The organism is Hyella patelloides LEGE 07179 (assembly GCF_900659865.1).
Taxonomy (GTDB): Bacteria; Cyanobacteriota; Cyanobacteriia; order Cyanobacteriales; family Xenococcaceae; genus Hyella; species Hyella patelloides.
In genome coordinates this window covers 1-11,751 of the sequence record NZ_LR213988.1, presented here as the reverse complement: position 1 = coordinate 11,751, position 11,751 = coordinate 1, and the positions used below count along the sequence as shown (strand labels likewise).

Here is an 11,751-nt window from a genome sequence, read left to right as displayed (position 1 = left end):
TGTCGGTATTGGCGCTCGCTTCAAATGTTTGAGAATCTGTAATTCTACATCCATTGCCCTCTCTACCTCACAGCTTCTAAATATTTCTTCTATTGTAGTTCAAATTTCGGAAAGTGACAGAAGAGGGATAACTTGGTATTCCTTGAGTCCTAACCATCCTTTAGCTTCTCGATAGAATACTTCTACCCAATTGCGATTAGAATAAGTGTCAACTATCCACTGAGCAGTTACACTTGAAGAATCTACATTAGTGATAAAATAATCAATATTATCTGCGTTCACAAAGGTCGGTGCATTCATTACGATAGCTATTTTTCTTGTTCCTTTGAGACGTGATATTTCAACGGATATTATAAGTCACCCAAACAGTTTTTGCTTTTTCTAAGTTGATTGTAGTTGGAGTGAAAGCTGATTCTGGTAAGAATTCTGCTAAAACATCTAGCCTTATTTTTTCTTGGAATTCAGTTGAATTAAGCACTTGAACTTTTCGATTTTTAGCCAGACCTCCCAAATAGTTTAATTTTCTTTTTTGTGCTTTCGTCCTCAGTAAATCGTCAAATCTTTGACACCATTTATCGAAACAGGGAGGCATGGCTGCGGGGCTGGTTTCTCTCATCGGTTATTTCTTTGACGTGAAATACTTGTTTGATATGTATTATAGCTAATTTTAAGCTTATAACTTGTTTAAGTCCCGATAAGAGAAAAGCCTATTTATGTAAATAGGCTTTTTTTTAATCTTTGAAAAAACCATGCGATAAATTTTGAACTTAAATTAATACATAAGTCTAATTTCATTAGCTAGGAAATTGCCTAAATTAAACATATAGAAATGAATTAAATATTTGCTTATGTTGAATTCGATTCTTCAAACCCTTGCTGAAATGTTGGCTAACGGAGCTGTTCTCCCCAGCACTGAGCAAATAGACTTTAGTCACCCAGCAAGCTTAGAAAATAGTAATAGAGACCGATCGCTTAATCTCTATCTCTATGATGTTCGAATCAATAAAACAATGTCCAGTAATGGGAGGCAGGTTAAACGTCATTTCGATGAGTCACGACAGGTGGCAGAAATTTCTAAATTACCAAGTTGGTTCGATATCTCCATTGTCATTACAGCTCGCGATCGCGCTGTATTAGGAGAACATCAACTTCTATCTGAAACTTTATTACTGTTAATGCGTAGTCGGACATTGCACGAAGAGTTTTTAACTCCTGACCTTCGCGGTCACGGTAACTTATCATTATCAGTTACTAACGATCCGCCCATTGATGTGGGAAGTTTATGGAGTTCTCTTTCTGTTCCCATACGACCCGCTATTTACTTAACAGTAACTGTTCCCTTTAATGTATGGAGAAAAACAACCGTACCTTTGGTAACTGAACGAAGATTCGGTGTCAATAATTCAGATTCAGCTAGTAACAGTAAAACTAAAATTCAGCAAGTTGCTATTGCTGGGATTGTTAAAAACACTTTGAACTCAAAGCCATTAAAACAGGTTGAAATCATACTTCAAGGAACCGAAAAATTAGCAATCAGCAATCAACAAGGGTATTTCGTTTTTGAGAACCTGAGCTTCGGACAATACACTCTACATCTCAAACGATTCGGCTATCAGTCCAAGAGTTGCGATGTTTTTGTAGACGAAGAATCAGATGTTCCCAAAGAGATATTACTTATGCCCTCTTGATAAATTTACACATCTAATTATCTAAATCAAGGAGTAATTAATATGGCTAGGTTAGACTACTTTGCGCCAGGTGTTTATGTTGAAGAAGTCGATCGCGGAAGTCGCCCGATTGAAGGCGTTAGTACATCGGTCGCAGGCTTTATCGGCTTTACCGAAGATATACGCGGTGGTGCCGAGATTTTCAAGCCGATGCTGGTCACAAGCTGGACTCAGTACCTTGACTATTTCGCCAAACGCGGTTCAAATGGATTTACGGATTTTGATGCCTATCTACCTTTTGCCGTCAGAGGATATTTCCTAAACGGCGGCGGACGTTGCTATATCACGAGCATTGGAACGCAGCTACCTGGTATCGGTCAAGATCGGGCAAATCGGCAAGCACCGTTAATGGAGATTCCCAGGCGTGGTAATCGTCCCAGCTTGAATTTATCTATCCGACCCGAACAGTTTGGCAACGGACTCATTACCGTCGAAATTCTCAATGGACAGCCTCGTGCATTACCTCCAGCTAGCCAGAGCAATGAAGACGAATTTGGAAACGATAGTTTGCAGGAAGTAGACGATCTAGAACTATTTCACAATCCAGCCGAGTTTTTTTCTTTAAAAGTGTGTAGAGATGACCAGGTGCTTGAGGAATATGACCATTTAAATATGGATCCAAATCCTCAAACCCAAGCTGCTACATATGTTGTTGAAGCACTCAAAGACTCTGAGTATATTTCGATTGCAGATATCGCTCAACCTGGACTGCCTTTAACCAGAAGACCCTTAAATGGCGAATATGAGCTACTGCCTCCAGTGCCTGTTTCTACACCTAGGAAGTTCGCTCGTGAAATTGAAGGCGATCGCGGCGATCGCACAGGCGTGATGGGAATCTTTGAAATCGACGAGATTACAATGATCTCTTTTCCAGATTTAATGCGAGCCTATGAAGCTGAAATTTTGAGCCTCGACCAAGTTCATGGCGTCATGGAAGTTATGATCTCTATGTCCGAAGGTTCTACAAGTGGCGATATGCCAGGACCAACAAATCGAATGGTAGTGCTAGATACTCCACCCGATCGCACTAAGCCTCAAGATGTTGCTAATTGGTTAGATGAGTTTGGTCGTCGTTCCATGTTTGGTGCTCTTTATTATCCATGGGTCAAAGTACCCAATCCTGGAAAAGCAGGGCGTTCAATTTTAGTTCCTCCTTCTGGTCACATGATGGGCGTATGGGGTCGAACAGATGAATCGCGTGGGGTTCACAAAGCTCCTGCAAACGAAGTACCTAGAGGAATTATTGGTACGGCTTACGATATTAACTTCAGAGAGCAAGAACTTCTCAATCCGTTGGGGATCAACTGCATTCGTAAATTTCCCAACCGAGGAATTCGGATTTGGGGTGCTAGAACCCTAGTAGAACCAGACAAAACTGAATGGCGCTATATCAGTGTTAGAAGGCTTATCAGCTATATCGAACGCTCGATTGAAGCAGGAACACAGTGGGCTGTCTTTGAACCGAATGACCAACGATTATGGACGCAAGTGCGATATTGCGTGATGAACTTTTTAGAGCGTATCTGGCGTGAGGGAGCTTTAACTGGTGCCAGTCCCGATCAGGCTTTTTACGTAAAATGCGACGCTGAAAACAATACACCTGAAACGATGACCTTGGGTCGTTTGTATATCGATGTTGGTGTATGCCCAGTGCGTCCTGCTGAATTTGTGGTCTTTCGCATTAGTCAGTGGAATGCTTTGGAAAATCAAAACAATGAATAACTCGTTCTAGCTTATTGATATCAAATAAAAAAATAGGAGAAAATCATGCCAGAAAGTATAAGTACAGCCAATCAGTTTAGTCTTAGTGGAGGGACTTTAGGAGAAGTATTGGTACAAAGCTTTGAGGGTTTAGACATAAATGTTGAAGTAACTTCTAACGCTGTCGGTAATAGAGTAGGAGGATTTCAGGAGCAACAACCTCAACCAGGTCCAAAAAGTTATGGAGAACCAACATTTATTTGCCCAATAATAGAAGGTGATACAACATTATGGGACTGGTGGATACTAATGCATCCTAATGGTACGCAAGGCATATATACACCTGAGGATTTAATTTTTACTTTTGAAAAAGAGAATAGCGTATTTGCTGAATGGCAACTAAAAGGTGCTTTTCCAATGCAATACTCGCTGTCTTCGGCAAGTACAGAAGAATCCGCTTTGGCTACTGAAACAATTCAACTGTGTATTACAAGTATCGAGCGGATGGTCTAATGTTTGCAAAGATCAAAGAATAAATACTCTAGAGGTAGATGCCATTATCTGGTAAGTAATACCGTCAAACGTACCCTATTACTGAGGTTCTACCTCAACCTCTTTCTTTCTAACGCTCGATCGAAAATCTATTCTCCCCAGCAGCCAATTACTTTGACTCTCTAAATAGGGGATTGCCAAATCCCATCTATAGTTCGACCGAACAAAATTGGGATGAAATAGCTAACTATAATCTTTGAAAGTCTTTAATCAATCTATGAATCAACCAATTTCTTTGATGGCAGGAGGCTTCTCGATAGACCTGCAACTTGATGGCTCCAACGATCGTATAGACGGAATTTTTAAGGGGTGTGATGGATTTGACTTTACCCAGGAGGTTATTGAGTTTAGAGAAGTTACTAACGAGCGCTGGGGGAAAGCCACTAAGGGACGCTCCCGCGTGATTAAGATTCCTGGTAACGTAGCGGGTGGAAATATAACCTTACGCAGAGGTATGAACCTTTCCAAGAGTTTTTGGCTATGGTTTTCGTTGGTGCAAAAGGGAAACTGGTTTGAACAGCGTAAAACTATGTTCATCTATTTTAATCAAGAGAATACCCCCCGATCCGCCTTTCGGTTTACAGAAGCCTGGCCAACTAGATGCCGAATTGGAGAGATGGAAACGAATGCAAGTGATATAGAAATTGAGGAAATCGAAATTGCTTATGAAGGGTTTGAACGAATCTCAGTTTAACCATCGGCATTTTGTAAAAGGGTACTGCGTCCATACCGCAGGTTGGGCGTAGGCGTGCCGTACAAATATTTTAGGTAGAAATGTATGAGTAATGGATTAGCGATCGCAGCAGTTACCGCCATCTTTAAAAATTTATTAGAAGACGGCTTAGTTCAGAATACAGCACTGTCGAGTATGGGAAATGTGCTTGTTACCACACTTCCCCCAGACCAAATCTCTGTTGGGGTGGATGGTCAGCCTCAGCTAAATCTGTTCCTTTACCAAGTTTCACAAAACCGTAATGCAGACTTAGGCAAGAGCGATCAGTCAGTTCATCATCAAACCAGCATAGAAAAAGATGCACTTCCTCTCTTAGCCGTTAATCTCCATTATGTCTTGACTGCCTACGGAAACAAAGACTTTCAGACGGAAATACTTTTGGGTTATGTCATGGAGCTGCTGCACCAAACACCAGTTTTATCTAAAGCTAGGATTAAAGCAGCACTAAATCATATCGCAACCATCAATCGTTCTGGTCTTTTGGCACAAGCAATTGAATCGACTTCTGTTGAAGCTTTGACGGAGCAGTTAGATAGAGTAAAGATCGCATCAAACTTATTCGATACAGAACAGATGTCCAGATTGTGGTCGCTCTTTGGAGGTTCTTATCGACCTTCCATTACCTACGAAGTTTCGATGGTATTGAGTGAATCTCAGAAGTCTTTGGTTAAGTCAGGTTTCAACTCACAGGTGTTGAATCGACCGCGTATTCACAAAGTTATCGCATCTCCATCGACAAATGGCGAGATTGTCACGGGCAGTAGTCTTATTGTCTATGGAAAAAACCTTAAGGGGGATGTGACTCAGCTTCGACTAAACGGAGGAGAAAATTTATTAGAACCACAAATTGTCGAATATAACAGAATTTCGTTCAAACTGCCTCAAAATCTACAGGCTGGGGTTCAAAAGGTTCAAGTTGTCCATCAACAACTATATAAGTATAAAAACTCTAAAGATTTAGAGGTAGTGTCAAATGAGCAAACATTTGTTTTGCAGCATCCATTCATAGACAACAATCCTACAATGCTACTCTAGCTCATGAAGCCTCCACCACCTGCCCCAGGCGAGGTGATGGTATCCTGCTCTACAATAGTTATGGGTTGTGACGGGCGACACAAGCTTTGGAGGAGACCTCCAAAGACGCGCCCTCACCACAGTATTGAAAGCGTTCCCCGACTTCTGGGTGACAAGCAGGAACTTCCGCCTTGCTTGTCCTGTGAGCCATTTCTGCTCATCAGTTGATGGATGAAACGTGCGCCGATATTGTAACTGGCAGATAAATCACAGTTGTACTGTTTGCCACTAGTAAATACGGCTAATTCATAATTATTTTGATTCCGCTTGAGTTTACCACTGCCATCATAAGCATAACTAGAAGTACCGCGAGGGTTCACAAAAACAACTCTTCCGCCAAGTTCTAACCACTTCATCTCAGTTAACTTAACTATCCGACGATGCAGCCAATTATGAAAGCGTTGTTTGAGAGTAGAACGTTTTTTTCCGCCTCTAGGTCGCCAGCCTTTGAGATACTCAAATACTATGTATTTTACTCCGTATTGTCGAGCAATTTTAACTAAGCGCGATGATACTTTTTGACCGATTTCTCGGTTGATGTTGGTTGCTTTACGATATAAGCTACGACAGAAACCAAAAGATAATTTTCCCGTCTTTCTAGCGAGGGTAGCAATACGCTTCAGCCTTTTATCTCTGCGGTCTATGTCTCTGCCATGATGAATGAATTCACGATGACTTACAGTACCGTCATAGTTGATAACCGAAACCGTAGCAGTGGTATTGATGCCTAAATCTATAGATAAAACAGAACTTGTTTCGGGTAATTTGGCTCGTTTGCATTGAAAAGGTACTGATAAATGGCATCCTTTTTTATTGACAATCAGATATGGCGATTTGCGCTTATTAGCTAAATCTAAATGTCTCTGTCTCTGACCTGTTAAGCCAATAGTAATCCAAATCCAATCAGAACCAGTAAACACTTTAATCGCTGCCGAACAAAGGTTATCTGCCAACTTGATACATTGACCTTTGTAGAGTGGTGGATAAGTTCTACACTCAGCATTTAACTTCGGTGGTGATGCCCCTTTTCTGTTTCTAGTTCCCGATTGCCATTCTCTATAACGAGTCACAAAACTACTAACTTGACCGATAGCAAACTGAATAGCTCCGCGTCGATAGTAGCTGGGAAATTTACAAAAGCGTCGATTAAAGTACTGGTATTTAGGTGACGGGTTTTTAGCTGTTGCGTGTATCAGCTTTTCTAATGCTGGAATTTGGGCTTTGGCATCTAACCGACCAATATTTGACCAGTGAGTATAAACTACCCCAACCAAACATCTAACCAAATATCGAAACTCACAAACAGTTTTTTGTAGCAACTCTCTTTGGTAAGGTGCTGCTACAATAGACCATTTTTCGCTACGAATGTTTGGCTGTACCATAGAAAGAATTATATAATAGTATTTGTATTCTATGGCAAAGCTAAAGCCCCATATACATAGTTTTGGGTTTAACTTAGTTCACATAGTCTTTGTAACGTCAGGTCGTCATCCCGTAATTAATGAAGTCATTGAAATCCGTCTTAGAGAGTTGATTGAAAAATTATGCAAGACTCAAGATTGTGAATTGATTGAATGTCAAGCCGATCTAGGGACTAAAGACCACATCCATTTGTTGATAGATGTTGCCCCTAAAATTTCTCTTTCCAAACTTTGTAATATTCCTAAAACTATTACTAGTCGCGAAATTAGGAAAGAATTTGCCGACTTTTTAAAGCCCTATTACTGGAAGCCTAATCTTGGTGCGCGTTCCTTAGCGGATTCAAAATCCGCAGAGTCGCACCGCTTTTGGAAGCGTGGTTTTGGCTATACATCTGCTGGTGGTGCGCCTTTAACTGTACTTAAGCAATACATCGAAAATCAGGGATACAAAAGCTAAGTAATTGACTTCGCTTGCGCCCTAACTACCACCTGCCCCAGGCGAGGTGGCAGAATGCGGGCTGATTGTCCGTTCAAAGCAATCCGAATTTTTATTTTAGAGATCGCTATATCTGTAAATTTATTGAGACTCCCCAAACAAAATGAGGTACGATTGACCTACCATGAATCCTGAACTAAAAACTTATAAAACATGGCGCGAAGATAACCAGAAGTATTTAGACTCAGCACTCAATCAGTTGCGGAACACTTTGGAAAGCTACATTGCTCGACGACAAGATGGCGCAGTTGCTTCAGCCAATCCGCCCATTGACTTAGGAAAAATTGCCCAGAATATGTCGGCACCGCCAGCTTTATTGCAATTGTGCCAGTTCTTCAATCTCTCAGAATTCGAGTGCGACATCTTATTGCTGTGTGCTGGTATAGAATTTTATCCGAGTTTTGCAGCATTATGCGCCAAGGCTCAAGGGAATGCTAATAAAAATTACCCAACGTTTAATTTAGCCCTAAATACTCTTTCTAAAGCACACTGGAGTGCCGTTACTCGTGATGGACCATTACGCTACTGGAATTTGATTGAATTAGAAGAGGAAAATTTTTCAACCCATAGTCTTCTCCGCATTGATGAGCGGATTTTACATTACCTTTTGGGTGTTGAGGCTTCCGATCAATACCTGTCTAACGTGATTGCATTACCTGCATCCAGCAAAAAACTTGTTCCTTCTCATCAAAATCTAGTTAAGCAAATCACAACGCTTTTGAAACTGGAGCTTAAAACGAAAGTCCCCATTATTCAACTCTGCGGATCGGAAATGGATGATAAACAGGCGATCGCTGTCGCAGTTTGTAATCAGTTTAATATACAGGTCAGTTTTATATCTGCCGAGTATCTGCCCTTCACGATTAAAGAACTCCAAAATTTCCGCAGACGTTGGGAGCGAGAATCAATCCTCGAAGGCAAAGTATTACTTTTGGATTGCGATCGCACAGAGCGTCTTGAGCCATTACAAATGTTGACGCTTACGCAATTTATTGAGGAAATCAAAGGACCAGTTATCATTACCAGTCGATCGCCCCTGCAAGGATTACGGCGACAAATCATTCGCTTTGATGTTACCAAACCTAATCTACAGGAACAATTAACGATTTGGGAAAACGCTTTGATGGAGCTAAAGCCTCACCTTGACCGACGTGGAAATATACTCAGCGACCAGAAAGAAACATTTGGGCAACATCTACAGGAGTTATCTGCTCAGTTTAATTTAAGTACATCCTCGATCGATCGCGCTTGTACCGCAGCAGCAGGACAGATCGTCGAACAACCCTCGACCTCTATAGAACGAATTCTGTGGGAGAGTTGTCGAGTTCAAGCTCGCCCTAATTTAGATGAATTAGCAGATCGTGTTGAGTCTAAATCGTCTTGGCAGGATCTTGTCTTACCACCCCAGCAAGAGCAAACTTTGCATGAGATAGCTGCTCATGTCTCAAACAGGGCAATGGTCTACAATAATTGGGGGTTTGGTGGTAAGCATCAGCGCGGACTAGGTATTACGGCACTGTTTTCAGGGCCAAGTGGTACGGGTAAAACTTTGGCAGCAGATGTTCTCGCTCGCGAGCTACACCTAGACCTTTATAAGATAGAGCTTTCCTCAGTTGTCAGTAAATACATCGGTGAAACAGAAAAAAATCTGGAGCGAATTTTTGATGCTGCCGAAAGTGGCGGTGTTATTCTCTTATTTGATGAAGCTGATTCCATCTTTGGTAAACGCAGTGATGTCAAAGATTCTAAAGATAGCCATGCAAACACGCAAGTTAGTTATCTTCTACAGCGTATGGAAGCTTATTCTGGTCTAGCAATCTTGACAACTAACTTTCCCAATAATATGGATTCGGCATTCTTACGACGGCTGCGGTTTGTTGTGCCATTTCCCTTTCCTAGTGCCATCCAGCGAAGTGAAATTTGGAGACGAGTTTTTCCAACCGATACTCCTATTAAAGACTTAAAGTTTGATAAATTAGCTCAATTGAATGTAGCAGGTGGAAATATCCGCATTATTGCCTTAAACGCTGCATTTCTGGCTGCCGATGCCAAAGAACCCGTACAGATGAAGCATATTTTGCACGCTACTCAAACAGAATATACCAAGCTGGAAAAATCACTAACGGGAGTAGAAATAGCAGGTTGGATTTAGAGAATCAAAAACTATTTGGAAGTTCGACAAAAGTCTAATTACATTTACCTGCTTATATTTTAATATATAAGAATCTAAGTAATAGCTTTTAAAAGCTTACTTAATAGTTAGAAAGAATCATGAACGAAATTGAAAGATATATTATAAGTTTCCCAAGCAGCATTTTTAATTAAATTAGATTCAATGTAGAAATAATTAAATTTCTTTGGCTCTGATTACTTAAATATCTAAAAAAACTTCGTAATGAATATATCCGCTCAAGTCTAAAAGTTTTTAAAAATAGGTAGTAGAGTTGGCTCGAAGCTAGCCTAATATAGGCAATAAAAACTCAAGCTAGCATTTAGTAATAAGCCTACTTTTCCATATCTATTTTAGTCCAAACATAATTGTTAATTCCCATCTATCAAAGACGAAACCATGGATCCCCAAAAAATACCTAGTCACCCGAAATCTCCATCTCGGCAAACGAGCCCGACTTCATCCAGACAGCCTGTTTCTTCTAGTAAAGGAAAAGAAAGAGCGTCATCACTCACAGTCGATACCAACCCATCCTACGCAATGGATGTAGATTTGTCTGAACTAGATCTCAATTCCCCAGACAAAAAACGTAAAGGCTTTGCTTCAGAAGAAGAAATTAGTGGCTTTGCTTCAGAAAAAGATAGTAAGAAACTAAGAAAAAAAAAGTCCAACACCGAAAGAAATAACGCAAAAAAAACTTAAACAAGGTTTAGATAAGTTCTTGGATAATTATCCAGGTGTCAAACATGAAACAACAAGGGACAAGATGAAGAAAGAGAGGAAAGAGTATGTTAACAAAATGATAGATTTAGATAATAATAGTCCAAAAGAGTTTCAAGGATTGGAATTGGTCAATTCTCAAGAAGTTGAAAACGAAAAATTTCAAAACCAGACTAAAAAACTAATAGGAAAAAAAAGAAAGAACGTTAAACCTTTTAAACATATGGGGACAAAGGAGGAACAAATACCAATGCTTCAGAAACTGCTAAAAGAGGAAGCAGGAGTAAAAGAGGAAGCAGGAGAACCAGAACCAGCAAATAATTTCTTAGAAACCTGTACTGGTACTGGACAGTTTCTTACACAGGCTCCATATCAGCATTTTACTATCGCAGATCTCGATGACAATGTTACCAATTTTTATAAGGTAGCCAATAAGGATCCCCATAACTTAGAAATTTCCGGACGGGTAACGAAAGGAAAGTTAAAAAAACAACAAGATTGGGCGAACGTCTGGGATGAGACTAAAAAGAAAGTTAATCCTGAAAATGAAGCCACAACTGATTCAGAAAAAGCGGAAAAAGCTGCAGCATTTATGCTATACAGAAACGCCAAAAAAAATGATTATACAACAGATGAAAACTATGAAGAGAAGCCGCAGGATTTTAAAAAGGGTTCTCATAAAATGGCTTATCAAAAAGATGACATGAAGGTGCTACTTCACCAACTAGACAAACTTCCAGAAACAGAGATTGTGACAGATAAGTTCCAAAATACACTACAAAAATACGGCTCTAATAAAGATTTGATTTACATAGATCCTCCTTATGTAAAATTCACTTATTCTGAAAAACCACCAGAAAAAGAAAACTCTTCTACAGGCCAATATTCTCATGGCATGTCATATGAAGAACAAACACAGAGCATTGAACAATTGGGTGAAATTGTTAAGCAAAAATCATTAGAAGAATCAAACACCAAACCACAAGTTATTGGATATTCTAATATGGCTACTTTAGACTTAGTTAAACACTGTATTGACAGTGGTGCTACGAAAATTTATCTGTATACTAAGAGGAGACAGAAGGGATTCCACGTTGAAATGTTAGCAATCTTCAAAGGAACTACATCAAAAGATTCGCAGACATTGGCTCAAAAAA

The 11,751-nt window shown here is 40.1% G+C and carries 10 protein-coding genes and 1 pseudogene; 9 read left to right on the top strand and 2 right to left on the bottom strand.

Features of this window, described 5'->3' with window-relative positions:
- Nucleotides 1-129: 129 nt before the first annotated feature.
- Nucleotides 130-532, bottom strand: a pseudogene (locus H1P_RS38485) (transposase family protein); the annotation flags it as partial.
- A gap of 316 nt (nucleotides 533-848) precedes the next feature.
- On the opposite strand from H1P_RS38485, the gene H1P_RS25125 reads away from it, so the two are divergent.
- The 5 genes from H1P_RS25125 to H1P_RS25105 all read left to right on the top strand — a co-directional run bounded on the left by H1P_RS25125 (nucleotide 849) and on the right by H1P_RS25105 (nucleotide 5,748).
- Nucleotides 849-1,688, top strand: coding sequence for a Pvc16 family protein (locus H1P_RS25125; protein ID WP_144872551.1), 840 nt, complete (start codon nucleotides 849-851; stop codon nucleotides 1,686-1,688).
- Between the two features lie 42 nt (nucleotides 1,689-1,730).
- Nucleotides 1,731-3,449 carry a phage tail sheath family protein gene (locus H1P_RS25120; RefSeq protein ID WP_144872548.1) on the top strand — a complete coding sequence of 573 codons (1,719 nt, stop codon included), beginning with the start codon at nucleotides 1,731-1,733 and terminating at the stop codon, nucleotides 3,447-3,449.
- Between the two features lie 45 nt (nucleotides 3,450-3,494).
- A complete protein-coding gene (locus H1P_RS25115; RefSeq protein ID WP_144872545.1) occupies nucleotides 3,495-3,941 on the top strand; it encodes a phage tail protein in 447 nt (148 codons plus the stop codon).
- A gap of 256 nt (nucleotides 3,942-4,197) precedes the next feature.
- Nucleotides 4,198-4,674, top strand: a complete 477-nt coding sequence (locus H1P_RS25110) for a phage tail protein (RefSeq protein ID WP_144872542.1) — start codon at nucleotides 4,198-4,200, stop codon at nucleotides 4,672-4,674.
- An 84-nt stretch (nucleotides 4,675-4,758) separates the two neighbouring features.
- Nucleotides 4,759-5,748, top strand: a complete 990-nt coding sequence (locus H1P_RS25105) for a Pvc16 family protein (protein WP_144872539.1) — start codon at nucleotides 4,759-4,761, stop codon at nucleotides 5,746-5,748.
- Between the two features lie 113 nt (nucleotides 5,749-5,861).
- Here the strand turns inward: H1P_RS25105 and H1P_RS25100 are convergent, their stop codons facing one another.
- Entirely contained in the window at nucleotides 5,862-7,169 is a 1,308-nt protein-coding gene (locus H1P_RS25100) for an IS200/IS605 family accessory protein TnpB-related protein (RefSeq protein ID WP_144872536.1), read from the bottom strand.
- A 31-nt stretch (nucleotides 7,170-7,200) separates the two neighbouring features.
- Between H1P_RS25100 and tnpA the strand changes: the two genes are divergently transcribed.
- The 4 genes from tnpA to H1P_RS25080 all read left to right on the top strand — a co-directional run.
- Nucleotides 7,201-7,665 (top strand): IS200/IS605 family transposase, encoded by a 465-nt coding sequence (gene tnpA, locus H1P_RS25095; RefSeq protein ID WP_144872533.1) that lies wholly within the window; start codon nucleotides 7,201-7,203, stop codon nucleotides 7,663-7,665.
- 163 nt (nucleotides 7,666-7,828) lie between these two features.
- Nucleotides 7,829-9,856 carry an ATP-binding protein gene (locus tag H1P_RS25090; RefSeq protein ID WP_144872530.1) on the top strand — a complete coding sequence of 676 codons (2,028 nt, stop codon included), beginning with the start codon at nucleotides 7,829-7,831 and terminating at the stop codon, nucleotides 9,854-9,856.
- 417 nt (nucleotides 9,857-10,273) lie between these two features.
- Nucleotides 10,274-10,576: a hypothetical protein gene (locus H1P_RS25085; RefSeq protein ID WP_144872527.1), complete on the top strand. Its 303-nt coding sequence runs from the start codon at nucleotides 10,274-10,276 to the stop codon at nucleotides 10,574-10,576.
- Nucleotides 10,577-10,595: 19 nt separating this feature from the next.
- A partial coding sequence (locus H1P_RS25080; protein ID WP_144872524.1) for a DNA adenine methylase occupies nucleotides 10,596-11,751 on the top strand: 1,156 nt, incomplete at its 3' end.

What these genes read in the sequence shown, in the direction of transcription:
- H1P_RS25085 (WP_144872527.1), top strand. Translation starts at nt 10,274, where the DNA reads ATGGATCCCCAAAAAATACCTAGTCACCCGAAATCTCCATCTCGGCAA.
- H1P_RS25100 (WP_144872536.1), bottom strand. Translation starts at nt 7,169, where the DNA reads ATGGTACAGCCAAACATTCGTAGCGAAAAATGGTCTATTGTAGCAGCA.
- H1P_RS25090 (WP_144872530.1), top strand. Translation starts at nt 7,829, where the DNA reads ATGAATCCTGAACTAAAAACTTATAAAACATGGCGCGAAGATAACCAG.
- H1P_RS25125 (WP_144872551.1), top strand. Translation starts at nt 849, where the DNA reads ATGTTGAATTCGATTCTTCAAACCCTTGCTGAAATGTTGGCTAACGGA.
- H1P_RS25115 (WP_144872545.1), top strand. Translation starts at nt 3,495, where the DNA reads ATGCCAGAAAGTATAAGTACAGCCAATCAGTTTAGTCTTAGTGGAGGG.
- H1P_RS25110 (WP_144872542.1), top strand. Translation starts at nt 4,198, where the DNA reads ATGAATCAACCAATTTCTTTGATGGCAGGAGGCTTCTCGATAGACCTG.
- H1P_RS25105 (WP_144872539.1), top strand. Translation starts at nt 4,759, where the DNA reads ATGAGTAATGGATTAGCGATCGCAGCAGTTACCGCCATCTTTAAAAAT.
- H1P_RS25120 (WP_144872548.1), top strand. Translation starts at nt 1,731, where the DNA reads ATGGCTAGGTTAGACTACTTTGCGCCAGGTGTTTATGTTGAAGAAGTC.
- tnpA (WP_144872533.1), top strand. Translation starts at nt 7,201, where the DNA reads ATGGCAAAGCTAAAGCCCCATATACATAGTTTTGGGTTTAACTTAGTT.